The organism is Streptomyces atriruber, assembly GCF_001418325.1.
GTDB classification, from domain to species: Bacteria; Actinomycetota; Actinomycetes; order Streptomycetales; family Streptomycetaceae; genus Streptomyces; species Streptomyces atriruber.
The window spans coordinates 1-17,967 of record NZ_LIPN01000365.1; the positions used below are offsets into that span (position 1 = coordinate 1).

Annotated in this window: 13 protein-coding genes; 4 read left to right on the forward strand and 9 right to left on the reverse strand. The window is 70.5% G+C overall.

Annotated features, from left to right (window positions below; genetic code table 11):
• Window positions 1-35: 35 nt before the first annotated feature.
• The gene (gene pruA / locus AOK03_RS31995) at window positions 36-1,667 is read right to left on the reverse strand and encodes an L-glutamate gamma-semialdehyde dehydrogenase (protein WP_055568873.1); all 1,632 of its coding nucleotides are present in this window, start codon (window positions 1,665-1,667) and stop codon (window positions 36-38) included.
• Between the two features lie 41 nt (window positions 1,668-1,708).
• Window positions 1,709-2,635, reverse strand: a complete 927-nt coding sequence (locus tag AOK03_RS32000) for a proline dehydrogenase family protein (RefSeq protein WP_055568874.1) — start codon at window positions 2,633-2,635, stop codon at window positions 1,709-1,711.
• Window positions 2,636-2,836: 201 nt separating this feature from the next.
• Here AOK03_RS32000 and AOK03_RS32005 point away from each other — a divergent pair, with 201 nt between their 5' ends.
• Both AOK03_RS32005 and AOK03_RS32010 read left to right on the forward strand, forming a co-directional pair.
• Entirely contained in the window at window positions 2,837-3,997 is a 1,161-nt protein-coding gene (locus tag AOK03_RS32005; RefSeq protein ID WP_244177829.1) for a PucR family transcriptional regulator, read from the forward strand.
• Window positions 3,998-4,094: 97 nt separating this feature from the next.
• Entirely contained in the window at window positions 4,095-4,445 is a 351-nt protein-coding gene (locus AOK03_RS32010) for a hypothetical protein (protein ID WP_055568876.1), read from the forward strand.
• Between the two features lie 48 nt (window positions 4,446-4,493).
• On the opposite strand, the gene AOK03_RS32015 is transcribed toward AOK03_RS32010, so the two are convergent.
• On the reverse strand, window positions 4,494-5,078 hold the full coding sequence (locus AOK03_RS32015) for a TetR/AcrR family transcriptional regulator (RefSeq protein WP_055568877.1): 585 nt from the start codon (window positions 5,076-5,078) through the stop codon (window positions 4,494-4,496).
• 110 nt (window positions 5,079-5,188) lie between these two features.
• Here AOK03_RS32015 and AOK03_RS32020 point away from each other — a divergent pair, with 110 nt between their 5' ends.
• Complete coding sequence (locus AOK03_RS32020) at window positions 5,189-6,730, forward strand: MFS transporter (RefSeq protein ID WP_055568878.1); 1,542 nt, start codon at window positions 5,189-5,191, stop codon at window positions 6,728-6,730.
• A 59-nt stretch (window positions 6,731-6,789) separates the two neighbouring features.
• Here the strand turns inward: AOK03_RS32020 and serA are convergent, their stop codons facing one another.
• From serA to AOK03_RS32050, 6 genes are all read right to left on the reverse strand, one after another.
• Window positions 6,790-8,394, reverse strand: coding sequence for a phosphoglycerate dehydrogenase (gene serA, locus AOK03_RS32025; RefSeq protein WP_055568879.1), 1,605 nt, complete (start codon window positions 8,392-8,394; stop codon window positions 6,790-6,792).
• A 224-nt stretch (window positions 8,395-8,618) separates the two neighbouring features.
• Entirely contained in the window at window positions 8,619-9,620 is a 1,002-nt protein-coding gene (ilvC, locus tag AOK03_RS32030) for a ketol-acid reductoisomerase (protein WP_055568880.1), read from the reverse strand.
• A gap of 93 nt (window positions 9,621-9,713) precedes the next feature.
• Window positions 9,714-10,241 (reverse strand): acetolactate synthase small subunit, encoded by a 528-nt coding sequence (ilvN, locus tag AOK03_RS32035; protein WP_055568881.1) that lies wholly within the window; start codon window positions 10,239-10,241, stop codon window positions 9,714-9,716.
• A 29-nt stretch (window positions 10,242-10,270) separates the two neighbouring features.
• The gene (locus AOK03_RS32040) at window positions 10,271-12,118 is read right to left on the reverse strand and encodes an acetolactate synthase large subunit (protein ID WP_055568882.1); all 1,848 of its coding nucleotides are present in this window, start codon (window positions 12,116-12,118) and stop codon (window positions 10,271-10,273) included.
• Between the two features lie 235 nt (window positions 12,119-12,353).
• On the reverse strand, window positions 12,354-15,389 hold the full coding sequence (locus AOK03_RS32045; protein WP_063792617.1) for an EAL domain-containing protein: 3,036 nt from the start codon (window positions 15,387-15,389) through the stop codon (window positions 12,354-12,356).
• 385 nt (window positions 15,390-15,774) lie between these two features.
• Entirely contained in the window at window positions 15,775-16,728 is a 954-nt protein-coding gene (locus AOK03_RS32050) for a 2-hydroxyacid dehydrogenase (protein WP_055568883.1), read from the reverse strand.
• A gap of 118 nt (window positions 16,729-16,846) precedes the next feature.
• On the opposite strand from AOK03_RS32050, the gene AOK03_RS32055 reads away from it, so the two are divergent.
• The gene (locus AOK03_RS32055) at window positions 16,847-17,887 is read left to right on the forward strand and encodes an aldo/keto reductase (RefSeq protein ID WP_055568884.1); all 1,041 of its coding nucleotides are present in this window, start codon (window positions 16,847-16,849) and stop codon (window positions 17,885-17,887) included.
• Window positions 17,888-17,967: the final 80 nt, after the last annotated feature.

Sequence of the window (17,967 nt, forward strand, 5' to 3'; positions counted from 1 at the left end):
GTTCAGGGGCGGGCCGCAGGGGCCCGCGGGGGGCGTCAGCCCATGTGCGGGTAGCCGTACTCGGTCGGCGGGACCAGCGTCTCCTTGATGGCGCGGGTCAGCGTCCACCGCTGCAGGTTCTGCGGGGCACCGGCCTTGTCGTTGGTGCCGGAGGCGCGGCCGCCGCCGAAGGGCTGCTGGCCGACGACGGCGCCGGTCGACTTGTCGTTGATGTAGAAGTTGCCCGCGGCGTAGCGGAGCTTCTCCATCGTGTGCGCGGCCGCGGCACGGTCGTTGGAGATGACCGAACCGGTGAGCGCGTAGTCAGAGGCCGACTCCATCTGCTCCAGCATGGCGTCGTACTGGTCGTCCTCGTAGACGTGGACGGCGAGGAACGGACCGAAGTACTCGGTCTTGAAGACCTCGTTCTCCGGGTCCGAGCACTCGACGACGGTCGGGCGCACGAAGTAGCCGACCGAGTCGTCGTAGGTGCCGCCCGCGACGATCGTGCAGGTCGCGTCGGACTTGGCGCGGTCGATGGCCGCCTTGTTCTTGGCGAACGCGCGGTCGTCGATGACGGCGCCGATGAAGTTCGACAGGTCGGTGACGTCACCCATCTTGATGCCGTCGACCTCGGCCGCGAACTCCTCCTTGAACCCGTCGTTCCAGATGGAGGCCGGGATGTAGGCGCGCGAGGTCGCGGAGCACTTCTGGCCCTGGAACTCGAAGGATCCGCGGGTCAGCGCGGTCTTCAGGATCGCGCGGTCGGCGCTCGGGTGCGCGACGACGAAGTCCTTGCCGCCGGTCTCGCCGACCAGACGCGGGTACGTGCGGTAGTTGGCGATGTTCTCGCCGACCGTCTTCCACAGGTGCTGGAAGGTCGGGGTCGAGCCGGTGAAGTGGATGCCGGCCAGGTCGCGGTGGGTCAGGGCGACCTCGGAGACGGCGATGCCGTCACCGGTGACGAGGTTGATGACGCCCTTGGGCAGGCCCGCCTCCTCCAGGAGCTGCATGAGCAGCACGGCGGCGTGGGTCTGCGTCGGGGACGGCTTCCACACGACCACGTTGCCCATCAGGGCCGGGGCGGTCGGCAGGTTGCCCGCGATGGCGGTGAAGTTGAACGGCGTGATCGCGTAGACGAAGCCCTCGAGCGGGCGGTGGTCCAGCCGGTTCCAGACGCCGGTGGAGTTCGCCGGGGGCTGCTCGGCGAGCAGGTCACGGGCGTACTTCACGTTGAAGCGCCAGAAGTCGACGAGCTCACAGGGAGTGTCGATCTCGGCCTGCTGGGCGGTCTTCGACTGGCCGAGCATCGTGGAGGCGGCCAGCGTCTCGCGCCACGTGGTGGAAAGCAGCTCGGCGGCGCGCAGGATGATCGCGGCGCGGTCGTCGAAGGACATCGCGCGCCAGGCCGGGGCGGCCGCGAGGGCGGCGTCGACCGCGTCCTGGGCGTCCTGCTTGGTGGCGCCGCGGCCGGTGCCGATGACGGCCTGGTGGTTGTGCGGCTGCACGACCTGGAAGGGCTCGCCGCCACCGAGGCGCTTGACGCCACCGATGGTCATCGGCAGCTCGATGGGGTTCTCGGAGAGTTCCTTGAGCTTGGTCTCGAGGCGGGCACGCTCCGGGGAACCGGGGGCGTAGCCGTGCACCGGCTCGTTGACCGGCGCGGGGACCTGGGTCACAGCGTCCATGAGTTCCGTATCTCCTTAAGGGGGGTCGGGGGAAAGGGAGCTCAGCCCTTGGTGAGGATGGAGCGGCCGAAGAAGAGCAGGTTCGCCGGCTTCTCCGCGAGACGGCGCATGAAGTAGCCGTACCAGTCGGTGCCGTAGGCGGTGTACACCCGCATCCGGTGGCCCTCCGCGGCGAGCCGCAGGTGCTCGTCGCTGCGGATGCCGTAGAGCATCTGGAATTCGTACTCGTCCAGTTTGCGCCCCGCGCGCCGCGCGAGCTCCTGCGCGATGGCGATCAGGCGCGGGTCGTGGGACCCGATCATCGGGTACCCGTCGCTCTCCATCAGGATGCGCACGATGCGGACGTACGCCTTGTCGATCTCCGCCTTGTCCTGGTACGCGACCTCGGCGGGCTCCTTGTAGGCGCCCTTCACGATGCGTACGCGGCTGCCGGCGGCGGCCAGGCGGCGGGCGTCGTCCTCGGTGCGGAAGAGGTAGGACTGGATGACGCAGCCGGTCTGCGGGAAGTCCTTCCGCAGCTCCTCGTGGATGGCGAACATCGAGTCGAGGGTGGTGTGGTCCTCGGCGTCCAGGGTGACCGTGGTGCCGATGGCCGCGGCGGCCTCGACGACGGGGCGCACATTGCTCAGCGCGAGCTCGTGGCCGCCCTCCAGCGCCTGGCCGAACATCGACAGCTTCACGGACATCTCGGCCTTGGTCCCGAGCCCGAGGTCCTTCAGGCGCTCGATGAGCTCCAGATAGGCGTCGCGGGCGGCGTGGGACTGCTCGACGGTGGTGATGTCCTCGCCCACCACGTCGAGGGTGACCTCAAGGCCCTTGTCGGCGGCGTCGGCGACGATCGGGACGACCTGGTCGACCCCCTCACCGGCGATGAACCGGGCGACGACCTGCTTGGTGCCGGGGGCCGCCGAGACAAAACGGCGCATCTTGTCGCTGCGCGACGCGGCGAGGATCACGGGACCCAGCACGGGGCACCTCCACGGGTGTACGAAATCGGGGGCCATACCGACATAGCCCTACACGGAGGGAATGCGGCGGTACGGCACGGAGAACCACCGTGAAATTTAAGGATCCACCCGAACGTGAGCCATCGACAGCTGTCACGCATCCGTGCCCTGGATCTCAGACAAATGTCTGAAGAATGTCCAGGGCCGCGCGAGAATGGGGTCATGAAGGGCGATTACCAAGAACTGGTCGACGAGATCTCGGCGCTGCTCGGCGCCCCCGCGACCCTGGAGAACCGGGATTTCGAGCTGATCGCCTTCGGCGCGCACGACGGCGGGGGCGACAGCGGCTTCGACGCGAGCGTCCTCGACCCGGTCAGGACCCGGTCGATCCTCACCCGCCGGTCCACGTCCGAGGTCCGCTCCTGGTTCGAGAGCTTCGGCATCACCCGCGCCACGGCCCCGGTCCGCATCCCGCCCACCCCGGAGGCGGGCGTCCACCGCGGCCGCATCTGCCTGCCCGTCCGCCATCGGGGCTTCGCCCTCGGATACGTGTGGCTGCTGGACGGCGAGCCGGGCCCGAGCGATCAGCAGCTGACCGCCGCCATGGAGGTGGCCACCCGGATCGGCGCGCTGCTCGCCGACGAGGCGCAGGCGGGCGCCGACCTGACCCGGGAGTTCCGGGCGGTCCTGACGGCCGAGCGCGGCTGGCAACGCGACATGGCGGTGGCGGCCCTGCGCACGGCGCTCGGCTCGCGCGCCGACGGCCTGCACGCGGTGGTGTGCGTCGCCCCCTGGCGCTCCGCGGACCCGGACGACGCCCCGGCGGCCCGTACGGTGCCGGGCGCGGCGGCGGTGTGCACGGTGCCGTGGGGCACCACCGCGCAGTCCCTCGCGGCGCTGGTGCGGCTGCGCTCGGCCGACGCGCTGTCGCCCGCGCACACGGCGGCGTCGCGCCTCCTGGACGCCGCGCCGGGCGCCGCGGCCGGCATCGCGGGGGCCCGGCACGGCCTGGAGGACCTGGGTGCGGCCTGGTGGGAGGCGTCGGGGGCGGCGCGCGCGGCGCTGGCCGAGCGGCGCTTCGGCCCGGTGGCCCAGTGGTCGGACGTCGGCCCCTACCGCCTGCTGACCGCGCTGCCCCCGGAGGCGGCGCACGACCCCGTGGGCAGGCAGCTCCTCGGCCCCGCCCACCGCGAACTGACCCGCACCGCGGAGGTGTTCCTCGACTGCGCGGGCCAGGCGGGCCGCGCGGCGGCCGAGTTGGGCATCCACCGCCAGACGCTCTACTACCGGCTCTCGCGCGTGGAGCAGCTCACCGGCCTCGATCTGGACGAGGGCGAGGACCGGCTGCTGCTGCACATGGTCCTGAAGTCGTCACGACTGTAAGCACCGGGCAACGAACGATTACGGCCATGATCGTGGGGCGGTACGGTTCTCGGCGTCCGAACATCCGTCCCCCCACGCATGGGAGAACGAACACCTCATGAAGTTCAGGCTGTTGGCCCCCGCGGTCGCCTTCTCCGCCGTCGCCCTCGTCGGCACCACCCTCGCCACCGGCGGCACCGCCGTCGCCGCGTCGAAGCCCGACTGCTCCCGGCAGATCGTCAACGTCCCCGCCAAGGAAGCGGTGAAGGTGCGCACCCACGCCAAGGTGAGCGCCACCGCCGTCAGCCAGTGGAACAAGGGCAAGAAGGGCAGTCTCTGCAACGACGGCCACTTCTACACGGGCCAGAAGTACAAGCTGTGCGGCAAGACCAGCACCAAGTGGCTGTACGGCAGCGAGTTCAACAAGAAGCGGGGCTGGATCCCCGCCGCCTGCATCAAGTGGTCGTAACCACGTAGGCACCACCGCCCCGAGGCCGGTCCGCACCGCGGGCCGGCCTCAGCCGGTCCCGGCCGCCCGGTCCAGCACGCGCCGCAGCCCCTCGGTGAGCTGCTCGGCCGTCGTCGCCGATTCCGGGTCGAAGAGCCACTGCACCATCAAGCCGTTGAGGAGCGTGGTGTAGAAACGGCCCTCGCTCTCCACGAGGTCCTCGGGGAGCTCGCTCTCCTCGATGCCGGTGAACAGCGCGGCGAGCCCGGCGGCCCCCTCCTTCTGCGCCCCGATCAGCAACTCCCGGATACCGGCCAGGCGTTCGCCCTGCGTGATGACCTCGAGCGTCATCATCCAGATGGGACGCATCTCGGGAACCGAGCGGATGATGTTGCCCCACACCCGCGCGAAGCGCTCCAGGACGTCCTCGTCGGCGTCCGCCTCGGTCCGCGCCCCCTCGAAGTCGGTCCCCAGCGGCTCGATGAGCGCGATGTACGCCTCCACCAGCAGCGCGTCCTTGGACCCGTAGTGGTAGCCGATGGACCCGAGGTTGGTCCCCGACTCCTTGACGATGTCGCGGGCCGTCGTGCGCACGAAGCCCTTCTCCAGCAGGCAGCGCTTCGCGCCTTCGAGCAGATCCTCACGGTGTCCCATGCGAGGCACCCTACGCCGGACCCATACGAGCGTCCTATACCGATGTTTTACACAGTCGATCCATACGCTCGTACTAGACAGCCGTATAAGACGTCCGTACAGTCCTCGGCATGCAGACGAACCCCCGCGCCACCCGCAAGGAATGGACCGCCTTCGCCGTCCTGATGCTCCCGCTGCTCCTGGTCTCGATGGACGTCTCCGTCCTCTACTTCGCCATCCCCGAGATCAGCGCCGACCTGGAGCCCAGCGCCACCCAACAGCTCTGGATCTTCGACATCTACGCCTTCGTGCTCGCCGGACTCCTGATGACGATGGGCGCGGTCGGCGACCGCATCGGCCGCCGCAGGCTCCTCCTGCTCGGCGCCACCGCCTTCGGCGCCGCATCGCTGGTCGCCGCGTACGCGAACAGCGCCGAGACCCTGATCGCGGCCCGCGCGGTCCTCGGCATCGGCGGCGCGACCCTCATGCCGTCCACGCTGGCGCTCGTGCGCACCCTGTTCCGCGACGCCGGGCAGCGCGCGAAGGCGATCGGCATCTGGCAGGGCGTGCTGGTGGCCGGCATCGCACTCGGCTCGGTGCTGAGCGGCGTCCTCGTCGAGTTCTTCTGGTGGGGCTCGGTCTTCCTGGTCAACCTGCCCGCGATGGTGCTGCTCCTGGTCCTCGCGCCGCTGCTGATCCCGGAGTCCGGGGACCCGCGGCCCGGCCGCTTCGACCTGCTGAGCGTGCCGCTGTCGATGGCCGCCGTGCTGCCGCTCGTGTGGGGCCTCAAGGAGATGCCCGCCGAGGGCATCGAACTCCCCTACGTCGTGTCCGTCGCCGTCGGCCTCGTCTTCACCGCACTCTTCGTGCTCCGCCAGCGCACCGCCGCGTCACCGATGATCTCGCCGGACCTGTTCCGCGGCCGCGCCTTCGGTGCCGCCGTCTCGCTGAACCTCGTCTCCTCGCTGACGATGATGGGTTCGGCGTACTTCACCACGCAGTATCTGCAGTCCGTGCTCGGCAAGAGCGCGCTGGAGGCCGCGCTGTGGGCGCTGCTGCCCTCGGTCCTCATCGGCTTCGCCGCCCCCGTCGCCACGGCGCTCGTGCAGCGCGGCATGGACCGCGCCCACGTCGTCGCCACCGGTTTCGCCGTCTCCGCCTGCGGCTACGGCCTGCTCGCGCTGACCGGCACCTCGTCCCTCTGGCTGGTGCTGGCCGGGGCGGGCGTGCTGGCCTGCGGCGCCGTCATCGTCAGCTCGCAACTCACCGACCTGGCGCTCGGCGCGGCCCCGGCGGAGAAGGCCGGCACGGCGGCCTCGCTGCTGGAGACGGGGCAGGAGTTCGGCGGCGCGATGGGCATGGCGCTGCTCGGCTCCATCGGCAACACGGTCTATCAGAGCCGGATCCCGGACTCGGCTCCGGCCGAGGCCCGCGAGACCCTGACGGGCGCGGTGGCGGTGGCCGGACACCTCCCGTCCCGCGCGGCGGACGCCCTCCTGGCCACGGCCCGGGAGGCCTTCACCACCGGTATGCACGTCGCGGCCCTGACGGGAGCGGTCCTGCTGCTCGGGGCGGCGGCGCTGGCGGCGGTGGCGCTGCGAGGTGTTCCCACGGGTGTCCGGGCGCAGCAGAACGCCGAACGGGTGGAAAGTTCCAGCCCGTCCGGCGTTTGAGGACGAACCCGGCGAAGCCGGTGATCTATGGCAACCGGAGCCGCCGCCCGGCAGAACCCCTAGTCCGTGAGGTCGACCGCACGCGCGGACTCCGCCCCGATCTCCTCGGAGAGCTCGTTCAGCACCGCCTGCGACACCGTGTCGTCCACGGTGAGGACGGCCAGCGCCTCCCCGCCCACGGCAGCGCGGGCGACCTGCATGCCCGCGATGTTGATGCCCGCCTCGCCGAGGACACGGCCGACCGTGCCGACGACGCCCGGACGGTCCGCGTACCGCAGGACGACCATGTGGTCGGCGAGCGCCAGGTCCACGTCGTACTCACCGATGGAGACGATCTTCTGGAGGTGCTTGGGGCCTGCCAGCGTGCCGGAGACCGCGATCTCCTCGCCGCCGGAGAGCGTGCCGCGCACGGTGACCACATTGCGGTGGTCGGGCGACTCGGAGCTCGTGGTCAGGCGGACCTCTACACCGCGCTCCTGGGCGAACAGCGGCGCGTTCACGTACGACACGGTCTCGTCGACGACGTCCTCGAACACGCCCTTCAGCGCGGACAGTTCGAGCACCTTCACGTCGTGCTGGGTGATCTCGCCGTACACCTCGACGTCGAGGCGGGCCGCGACCTCCTGGGCGAGCGCGGTGAAGATCCGGCCGAGCTTCTCGGCCAGCGGCAGACCGGGACGCACGTCCTCGGCGATGACACCGCCCTGCACGTTCACCGCGTCCGGCACGAGCTCACCGGCGAGGGCGAGGCGCACCGACTTGGCGACGGCGATGCCCGCCTTCTCCTGCGCCTCGTCCGTGGAGGCGCCGAGGTGCGGGGTGCAGACGACCTGGTCGAACTGGAAGAGCGGGGAGTCCGTGCAGGGCTCCTTCGCGTACACGTCCAGACCGGCGCCCGCGACGCGGCCCTCCTTGAGGGCGGAGTGCAGCGCCTCCTCGTCGACGATCCCGCCGCGCGCGGCGTTCACGATGCGGACGGTCGGCTTGACCTTGTGCAGCGCCTCGTCACCGATGAGACCGAGGGTCTCGGGCGTCTTGGGCAGGTGCACGGTGATGAAGTCCGAGACTTCCAGCAGCTCGTCCAGCGAGAGGACCTTCACGCCCATCTGGGCGGCGCGCGCGGGCTGCACGTACGGGTCGTAGGCCACGACCTTCATGCCGAAGGCGCTCATGCGCTGCGCGACGAGGGCGCCGATGCGGCCGAGGCCGACGACGCCGAGGGTCTTCTCGGCCAGCTCGACGCCCGTGTACTTGGAGCGCTTCCACTCGCTGTTCTTCAGGGCGGTGTTGGCCTGGGGGATGTTGCGCGCGGTGGCCAGGAGCAGGCCGCAGGCGAGCTCGGCGGCCGTGACGATGTTCGAGGTCGGGGCGTTCACGACCATCACGCCGGCCTTGGTGGCGGCGGACACGTCCACGTTGTCCAGACCGACGCCCGCGCGGGCGACGACCTTCAGCTTCTTGGCGGCGGCGATGGCCTCGGCGTCGACCTTGGTGGCGGAGCGCACCAGGATCGCGTCGACGTCGGCGATGGCGGGCAGCAGCTCGGCTCGGTCCGCGCCGTTGCACTGGCGGATCTCGAAGTCCGGCCCCAGGGCGTCGACAGTGGCGGGCGACAGCTCTTCAGCGATGAGTACGACGGGTTTGCCGGTGGCAGCAGTGCTCACGTGAGTCCTCACAAGTCCCTTGCGGACGGCCGTCCCGACGGCCGCAGGCGGAGTCGCTTAGCCGCGTGGAAGACGCACGACGCTGTGGGCCCGACGCGAATGTTGAACAGAAGTGTAGTGGCGCCGCGGAGGTCGTCGTGCGCCTCGATGGAAGGATCACTCGTCCGTGGCTGGACACGTTGGACAAGGGCCGGGGCGGCTGCCCCGGCCCTTGTCCGTACGACTTACGCGTCGTCGTCGTTGACCCAGCTCATGAGCTTGCGCAGCTCCTTGCCGGTGGTCTCCAGGAGGTGGTTCTCGTCCTGGGTCTTGTACTCGTTGTACTTCTTCAGACCACCGTGGTACTCGTCCATCCAGTTCTTGGCGAACGTGCCGTCCTGGATCTCCGCGAGGACCTTCTTCATCTCGGCCTTGGTGGCGTCCGTGATGATCCGCGGGCCGGTGATGTAGTCGCCCCACTCGGCGGTCTCCGAGACGGACCAGCGCATCTTCTCCAGGCCGCCCTCGTACATGAGGTCCACGATCAGCTTCAGCTCGTGGAGGCACTCGAAGTACGCGATCTCAGGCTGGTAGCCCGCCTCGGTCAGGGTCTCGAAGCCCGCCTTGACCAGCGCGGCGGTGCCGCCGCAGAGCACGGCCTGCTCGCCGAACAGGTCGGTCTCGGTCTCCTCGGTGAAGGTCGTCTTGATGACGCCCGCACGCGTGCCGCCGATGCCCTTGGCGTACGAGAGCGCCAGCTCGAAGCCCTTGCCGGTCGCGTCCTGCTCGACGGCCGCGATACACGGAACGCCGCGGCCCTCCTCGTACTGGCGGCGGACCAGGTGGCCCGGGCCCTTGGGGGCGACCATGCAGACGTCGACGCCCTCGGGGGCCTTGATGAAGCCGTAGCGGATGTTCAGGCCGTGGCCGAAGAACAGCGCGTCGCCGTCCTTGAGGTTGTCCTTGATGGACTCCTCGTAGACCTTGGCCTGGATCGGGTCCGGCACCAGGATCATGATGACGTCGGCCTCGGCCGCCGCCTCCGAGGGGGTGACGACCCGCAGGCCCTGCTCCTCGGCCTTCGCCTTGGACTTGGAGCCCTCGTGCAGACCGACGCGGACGTCGACACCCGAGTCACGGAGCGACAGCGCGTGGGCGTGGCCCTGGCTGCCGTACCCGATGACCGCGACCTTGCGGCCCTGGATGATGGACAGGTCGGCGTCGGCGTCGTAGAACAGCTCGGCCACTGGGAATCTCCTATGTGTGCTGGTGTTGCGTCCCACCGTACGGCGGGCGGGGGAAGGGAAGTCTGCCGGTCTCGCCATGCGGGCCGGATGTTGCTATGCGCTCCGGTCGAGCGCCCGCAGGCTGCGGTCGGTGATGGAGCGGGAGCCGCGGCCGATGGCGATCGTGCCGGACTGGACGAGCTCCTTGATGCCGAAGGGCTCCAGCATCTTGAGCATGGCCTCCAGCTTGTCGCTGCTGCCCGTCGCCTCGATGGTGACGGCCTCCGGGGAGACGTCCACGGTCTTGGCGCGGAACAGCTGGACGATCTCGACGATCTGGGAGCGGGTCTCGTTGTCGGCGCGGACCTTCGCGAGGACGAGTTCGCGGGCGACGGCGGCACCCGGCTCCAGTTCGACGATCTTCAGGACGTTGACGAGCTTGTTGAGCTGCTTCGTGACCTGTTCGAGCGGCAGGTCCTCGACGTTCACGACGATGGTGATGCGCGAGATGTCGGGGTGCTCGGTGACGCCCACGGCGAGGGAGTCGATGTTGAAGCCGCGGCGGGAGAACAGGGCGGCGATCCGGGCGAGGATGCCGGGGGTGTTCTCGACCAGGACGGAGAGCGTGTGCTTGGTGGACATGACTCTTGGTCTCTCTTTCGCTCTCGGTCTCAGTCGTCTTCGTTGTCGCCGAAGTCGGGGCGGACGCCCCGGGCGGCCATGACCTCGTCGTTCGAGGTGCCGGCGGCGACCATCGGCCAGACCTGGGCGTCCTCGTGGACGATGAAGTCGACGACGACCGGGCGGTCGTTGATGGCGTTCGCCTCGGCGATGACCTTGTCGAGGTCCTCGGGGCGCTCGCAGCGCAGGGCCACGCAGCCCATGGCCTCCGACAGCTTCACGAAGTCCGGGACGCGGGTGCCCTTGTTGGGGCCGATGTCCTCGGGACCGCTGTGCAGCACGGTGTTGGAGTAACGCTGGTTGTAGAACAGCGTCTGCCACTGGCGGACCATCCCGAGGGCGCCGTTGTTGATGATGGCGACCTTGATCGGGATGTTGTTCAGGGCGCAGGTGGTGAGCTCCTGATTGGTCATCTGGAAGCAGCCGTCGCCGTCGATCGCCCAGACCGTGCGGTCGGGCTGTCCGGCCTTGGCGCCCATCGCGGCCGGGACCGCGTAGCCCATCGTCCCGGCGCCGCCGGAGTTGAGCCAGGTGGCGGGCTGCTCGTACTCGATGAAGTGCGCGGCCCACATCTGGTGCTGGCCGACGCCCGCCGCGAAGATCGTGCCCTCCGGGGCGAGCTGGCCGACGCGCTCGATGACGTGCTGCGGCGAGAGCGAACCGTCCTCCGGCTGGGCGTAGCCGAGGGGGTAGGTGTCGCGCCAGCGGTTGAGGTCGGTCCACCAGGCGGCGTAGTCACCGGTGTGCCCGTCGGTGTGCTCGGCCTGGACGGCCTGGACGAGGTCGGCGATGACCTCGCGGGCGTCGCCGACGATCGGCACGTCGGCGGCACGGTTCTTGCCGATCTCGGCCGGGTCGATGTCGGCGTGGACGATCTTCGCGTACGGGGCGAAGCTGTCCAGCTTGCCGGTGACGCGGTCGTCGAATCGGGCTCCGAGGGCGACGATCAGGTCGGCCTTCTGCAGCGCGGTGACGGCGGTGACCGCACCGTGCATGCCCGGCATTCCGACGTGCAGCGGGTGGCTGTCGGGGAATGCGCCGAGCGCCATCAGTGTGGTGGTGACGGGCGCTCCGGTGAGCTCTGCCAGGACCCTCAGCTCGGCGGTGGCCTGGGCCTTGATGACGCCGCCGCCGACGTAGAGGACCGGGCGCTTGGCCGCGGTGATGAGCTTGGCGGCCTCGCGGATCTGCTTGGCGTGCGGCTTGGTCACCGGGCGGTAGCCGGGCAGGTCCTGCTGCGGCGGCCAGGAGAACGTCGTCTGCGCCTGCAGCGCGTCCTTCGCGATGTCCACGAGGACCGGGCCCGGACGGCCGGTGGAGGCGATGTGGAAGGCCTCCGCGATCGTCCGCGGGATGTCCTCGGCCTTGGTGACCAGGAAGTTGTGCTTGGTGATCGGCATCGTGATGCCGACGATGTCCGCCTCCTGGAAGGCGTCCGTGCCGATGGCCTTGGAGGCCACCTGGCCGGTGATCGCCACCATCGGGACGGAGTCCATGTGGGCGTCGGCGATCGGGGTGACCAGGTTGGTGGCGCCGGGGCCGCTCGTCGCCATGCAGACGCCGACCTTGCCGGTGGCCTGCGCGTAACCGGTGGCGGCGTGACCCGCGCCCTGCTCGTGGCGGACCAGGACGTGACGGACCCGGGTGGAGTCCATCATCGGGTCGTACGCGGGAAGGATGGCGCCGCCGGGAATGCCGAACACCGTGTCGGCCCCGACTTCCTCGAGAGAACGAATGAGGGACTGCGCACCCGTGACGTGCTCGACGGGGGCGGACTGGTGTCCTGAGGTTCGGGGCCGCGGCTGCGGATGGTGGGCCCCGGAGGCCTGCTCGGTCATCGGCATTCTCTTCTCGAAGCTGAGGGTTTTTGCGGGGTGTTTGCGGGGGTTTGGCAGGTGCCAGTGCAACAAAAAACCCCTCGTGCCGTGAGGCAAGCGAGGGGAGCGCGCCGGGTGCGGTCGCTGGAAGTTCCGGTATTCGGACCGGTCGTTCCCAGCTTCAGCCGACGCGCTTTCCAAGTACGAGAATTCGGGTGCGCATGGCATTGACCCTCCCCCCGGCACGCAGTACCTGTCAAGTAGGTGGGACGGGGGTCTCATTATGTGAACGCACGTAGGTCGAGGGGCCCCCTGTGAACGAGCCGGGAGGGCCGCTCGCGTACGCCCCCGGAGGCCCGGCCGCGTACGAGGACGACCCGCCCGCGAACGCCCCCGAGGGGGCGCCGTACGCCGCCGCCGAGCCGCCCGCGTACGTCGCGGGACGGCCGCCCGCGAACACCGGCTCGGCCGGGCCGTGCGGCACCGGATACTCGCCGATGGTGAGCGCCCGGCGCAGCCGGTACTCGTCGAGGGGCCCGGCGAACGCCATCCCCTGCCCGTGCGTGCAGCCCATCGCGCGCAGGGCCACCACCTGCTCGGGCAGGTCGACGCCGTCGGCCACGGAGACGAGGCCCAGGTCGCCCGCGATGCGCAGCAGTCCGGAAGTGATCTTGTGCAGGCGTGCGGACTCCACTACGCCCTCGATAAGGCCGCGGTCCAGCTTCAGCACGTCGATGGGGAGCCGGCGCAGGGCCGTGATCGCGGCGTACCCACTGCCGAAGCCGTCGAGCGCGATGCGCACACCGAGCCTGCGCAGGGCCGCGAGGCGGCGCTCCAGGTCGTCCAGGGAGACCCGGGGGTCGGTCTCGGCGAGCTCGATGATGAGCGCGCCGGAGGGCAGCCCGTGCCGGGTCAGGAGCGCCTCGATGGAGCCCAGCGGCATGGAGCGGTCCAGCAGGCGGCGCGCGCTCATCCGGACGGCGACGGGCACGGCGTGCCCGGTCCGCCCGCGCTCGGCGGCCTGTTCCACGGCTTCCTCGAGCATCCAGCGGCCGAGCTCGGCCGCGCGGCTGTCCGGGCCCTCTCCGGATTCGGACACCCGCAGGAACTCGGCGGGCGTGAAGAGGATGCCCTGCGCCGAGCGCCAGCGGGCCTGGGCCGCGACCGCCGTGATCCGGCCGTCGTCCAGGGAGACGACGGGCTGGTGGAGCAGCGCGAACTCGCCGTCGTGCAGGGCGGCGCGCAGCCGGGTGGCGAGCTCCGCCTTGCGGACGACGTCGGCCTGCATCTGGGGTGCGTACAGCTCGACGCGGCCCTTGCCCGCGGCCTTGGCGCGGTACATCGCGAGGTCGGCGTTGCGGAGCAACTCGCCCGCGCCGATGCCCGGTTCGGCGAAGGCCACGCCGATGGACGCCGCCACGCGCACGTCGTTGCCGTCGATGGCGTACGGCTGGGACAGGGTGATTCTCAGCCGGTCGGCGAGCTCATAGATGTGCTGTTCTCTCGCGGCCTGGTCCCGGGTCCCGTCGCCGACGATGAGGGCCGCGAACTCATCGCCGCCGAGCCGGGAGGCGGTGTCGCCCGAACGCACCGCCTCCTGAAGTCTGCGCGCGGCCTGGATGAGGAGCTCGTCACCGGCCTGGTGGCCGATGGTGTCGTTGACGGCCTTGAAGCCGTCGAGGTCGATGAAGAGCACGGCCGTGCCGCGGTCGGTCACCCGGCGGCCGGTCAGGGCCTGGCTCACGCGCCGGGTGAACAGGGCGCGGTTGGGCAGGTCGGTCAGCGGGTCGTGCTCGGCGTTGTGCTGCAACTGCGCCTGGAGTCTGACCCGTTCGGTGACGTCCCTGCTGTTGAAGATGAGGCCGCCCTGGTGGCGGTTGACGGTGGACTCCACGTTCAGCCAGTCGCCGTCACCGGACTTGAAGCGGCACTCGATGCGGGTGGTGGGTTCCTCGACGGGGTTCGCGGCGAGGAACCTGCGGACCTCGTGGACGACCCGGCCGAGGTCCTCGGGGTGCATCAGGGAGGCGAGCTCGGAACCGACGAGCTCGTCGGCGTCCCGGCCGTAGACCCCGGAGGCGGCCGGGCTCACGTAGTGCAGGATGCCGTTCGGCGCGGCGATCATGATGACGTCGCTCGAACCCTGGACCAGCGACCTGAAGTGGTTCTCCTTCTGGGCCAGCTCCTGAGTGAGCGTGATGTTGTCCAGCAGCATGATGCCCTGGCGCACCACGAGCGCGAGCACCACGGTGCCTGCGGTGAAGAGCACGACGCGGTCCACACTGCGACCGTTCAGCACGTTGTAGAGGATCCCCAACGTGCAGACGGCGGCGGCCAGATACGGCGTAAGGGCGGCCAGCGATCCGGCGATCGGACGGGTCGCGGGGGTCGGCTCCTCGGGCCCGCTGTCGTACTGCACGCGCGTGTGGCCCGCTCCCTGCCCGCCGCGCACGTGCCAGGGGGCGGCCCACGGAGCGTACGCGAGGAGCAGCGAGCCCGCGAACCATCCGGCGTCCAGCATCTGGCCCGAGCGGTAACTGGCGTGCAGCAGCGGCGAGGTGAACAGCGCGTCGCACATCACGGTCAGGGCGAGCGCGCCGATCGCGGTGTTCACCGCGGTGCGGTTGGCCGACGACCGTCTGAAGTGCAGCGCCAGAACCATGCTGACCAGCGCGATGTCGAGCAGGGGGTACGCGAGCGACAGCGCGGCGAACGCGACGCTCTGGCCCTCGAACTGCGCGGTGTGCGCGAGGGCGAGGCTCCAGGAGAGCGTGAGGAGCGAGCCGCCGATCAGCCAGGAGTCGAGGGCCAGACAGCCCCAACCGGCTCGCGTCACCGGACGCTTGGCGAGCACGAGGAGTCCGATGATGGCGGGCGGGGCGAAGCACAGGAAGAACAGGTCGGCGAAGCCCGGGCTGGGCACGGGACGCTGGAGCACGACCTCGTACCAGCCCCACACGCCGTTCCCGAAGGCTGCCATCGCGGAGGAGAGCGCGAACAGCAGCCATGCGGGTCGAAAGCGGCTTCGTCGGGTGCGGGAGTAGCGGAAACAGGAGATCGCCGCGGCCGCCGCGGCGAAGCTCAGGCCGAAGTCGCCCATGACCAGGGCCAGTCGTTCGGATCCCCAGCCGAGCGCCGAGCCGGTGGCATACGCCCCGCAGACCAGCAGAAGTGCCAGCTGGGAGACGAGGCCCCGGCCTCCCGGCAGCGGTCGCCGGACCAGTGGAACCCTGGGCGGCAGCGCCGCCACGCCCCCGCCGAGCACAGGAGTGGAGGTCACGCGGGCGCTCACCGGGCCGCTCCGGTCCGTGCCGCCCCCGTGTCCGCCCGGCCCGTGCGCCGACCGGGCCGACAGGGGCGCTGTGGTGTGCGGCGACGGCCGCTCGTGCGACTCCCTGCTCGGCTGCGTCTGCGGGTCGGTGTGCGCCGGAGTCGCCGACTGAGGTTCCGCCGCGTCGGATCGTTCACCCATAGGCCGTGCATCGCCCGTCGCCCCCCTCGCAGTCTGATGTCTCATCCCCGCGCCGAACGGTCCACGGCGCATCCCCTGTCGGGACGATACACCAGACTCGTCACTCAGGGACATAGCTCCTCTACGCTCAGTGACTGTGGACGAGGGTGCGGACACGGGGAGCGCACGGCCGGGCGCGGAGCGTGCGCAAACTGCTCTCGGGCGATCAACTGCCCGTTGTCAGCACCACGTTGCCCAGGGGCCGTCCGGCGACGTGCTCGGTCAGCTGGGCGGCCAGCAGCCGCTTGGCGCGGGGCAGGAACGCCGAGGACGAGCCGCCCACGTGCGGGCTGACAAGTGCCCCTGGAGCGTGCCACAGGGGGTGACCTGCGGGCAGCGGTTCGGGGTCGGTCACATCGAGGGCGGCGGTGATGCGCCCGGACTCCAGTTCGGTGAGGAGCGCCTTGGTGTCGACCACGGGCCCGCGGGCGACGTTCACGAGCAGCGCGCCGTCCTTCATGCGGGCCAGGAAGTCTTCGCCCACCAGCCCGCGGGTGGCCTCGGTGAGCGGTGTCGAGAGGATGACGACGTCCGCCTGGGGCAACAGGGCGGGCAGGTCGACGAGCGGGTGCACGGGGCCGCGCTCCGTGGCACGGGCAGAGCGCGCGACGCGCGCCACCCGCGCGCATTCGAAGGGGGTGAGCCGGTCCTCGATGGCGGAACCGATCGAGCCGTATCCCACGATGAGCACGGACTTGTCGGCCAGCGCCGGGTAGAAACCGGACCTCCACTCCTCCTGCCGCTGCCCCTCGACGAAGCGCGGGACGCCGCGCAGCGAGGCGAGGACGAGGGTGAGCGCGAGTTCGGCGGTGCTGGCCTCGTGCACACCGCGGGCGTTGCACAACTGCACTCCGGGGGCGAGGAACTTGATGCCCGGCTCCACATGGTCGATGCCCGCAGTCAGTGTCTGTACGACGCGCACGGACGTCATCGCGGACAAGGGACGTACCGCGATCTCCGTGGTCTTCATATAGGGCACCACATAGAAGGCGCAGTCCGCCGGATCCGCGGGGAACTCCGGGCCGCCGTCCCAGAAGCGGTAGGTCAGGCCGGCCTCGGCGGCGTCGGGCAGACCCGGGATGTCGTGCGCTTCAAACGGAAGCCATACGTCAGTCGTCATGGCCTGGAGGCTAATGCGCACCGGCGCACGCCGCCCTCGGGAGGGCAACGGTCGAGGCCACTGTGGCCAGCGGTTAGTTTGGATGATCTCCGAACGAGGAGCGGGAGGGTACGACCAGGTGGAGCGCAGGACGATCGGCGCGGGGGCGCTCGAAGTGGGCGCCGTCGGACTCGGCTGCATGCCGATGAGCTGGGCGTACACCGGCTCGCGGCAGCGGGGCGACGCGTCGGTGCGCACCCTGCACGCGGCGTTGGACGCGATGGGGGGCGGCGGCAGCGGGGGGATGCTGCTGGACACGGCGGACATGTACGGGCCCTTCACCAATGAGCTGTTGATCGGCCGGGTCCTGAAGGAGCGGCGCGACGACGCGTTCGTGTCGACGAAGTGCGGACTGCTGGTGGGCGAGCAGCACATCGTCGCCAACGGCCGCCCCGGCTATGTGAAGCGGGCCTGCGACGCGTCGCTGCGGCGGCTGCAGACGGACACCATCGACCTCTACCAACTGCACCGCGCCGACCCCGAGATTCCCGTCGAGGAGACCTGGGGCGCGATGGGCGAGCTGGTGGCCGCGGGAAAGGTGCGGGCCCTGGGTCTGTGCGCGGTGGGGGCGCGCGCCCATCGGCGTCCTGCGCCGGGGCGCACGGGGCAGGGGCGCGCGGGACCGGGGCGTTACGACGCGACGATCCGGCAGCTGGAACGGGTGCAGCAGGTCTTTCCGGTGAGCGCGGTGCAGGCCGAGTTGTCGGTGTGGTCGCCGGAGGCACTGGACACGCTGCTGCCGTGGTGCGTGGCGCGCGGTGTCGGACTGCTCGCGGCGATGCCGCTGGGGAATGGTTTCCTCACGGGGACGCTGAAGCCCGGCCAGGGTTTCGAGCCCGACGATCTGCGGGCCCGCCATCCGCGCTTCACCGCCGAGATGATGGCGGCCAACCAGCCGCTGCTGGTGGGGTTGCGCAGGGTGGCGGAACGGCACGGGGCGACACCGGCGCAGGCCGCGCTCGCCTGGGTCCTCGCGCAGGGGCGGCATGTGGTGCCGATTCCCGGGGCCAAGCGGGAGCGGTGGGCGGTCGAGAACGCCGGGGCCGCGGCGATCCGGCTCACCGAGCGGGATCTGGCGGAGATCGCGGCGCTGCCGCCCGCGCTGGGGTCGTGGGACTGAGGGGTTCGGGTTCCGCCGTGCCGTCCGCCGGACCGGGAAGTCCCGCCGCGCCGTCACCGGGACGGCCGAGAGCCGCGATC

What these genes read in the sequence shown, in the direction of transcription:
- pruA (WP_055568873.1), bottom strand. Translation starts at nt 1,667, where the DNA reads ATGGACGCTGTGACCCAGGTCCCCGCGCCGGTCAACGAGCCGGTGCAC.
- AOK03_RS32005 (WP_244177829.1), top strand. Translation starts at nt 2,837, where the DNA reads ATGAAGGGCGATTACCAAGAACTGGTCGACGAGATCTCGGCGCTGCTC.
- AOK03_RS32010 (WP_055568876.1), top strand. Translation starts at nt 4,095, where the DNA reads ATGAAGTTCAGGCTGTTGGCCCCCGCGGTCGCCTTCTCCGCCGTCGCC.
- AOK03_RS32015 (WP_055568877.1), bottom strand. Translation starts at nt 5,078, where the DNA reads ATGGGACACCGTGAGGATCTGCTCGAAGGCGCGAAGCGCTGCCTGCTG.
- AOK03_RS32020 (WP_055568878.1), top strand. Translation starts at nt 5,189, where the DNA reads ATGCAGACGAACCCCCGCGCCACCCGCAAGGAATGGACCGCCTTCGCC.
- ilvN (WP_055568881.1), bottom strand. Translation starts at nt 10,241, where the DNA reads ATGTCCACCAAGCACACGCTCTCCGTCCTGGTCGAGAACACCCCCGGC.
- AOK03_RS32040 (WP_055568882.1), bottom strand. Translation starts at nt 12,118, where the DNA reads ATGACCGAGCAGGCCTCCGGGGCCCACCATCCGCAGCCGCGGCCCCGA.
- AOK03_RS32050 (WP_055568883.1), bottom strand. Translation starts at nt 16,728, where the DNA reads ATGACGACTGACGTATGGCTTCCGTTTGAAGCGCACGACATCCCGGGT.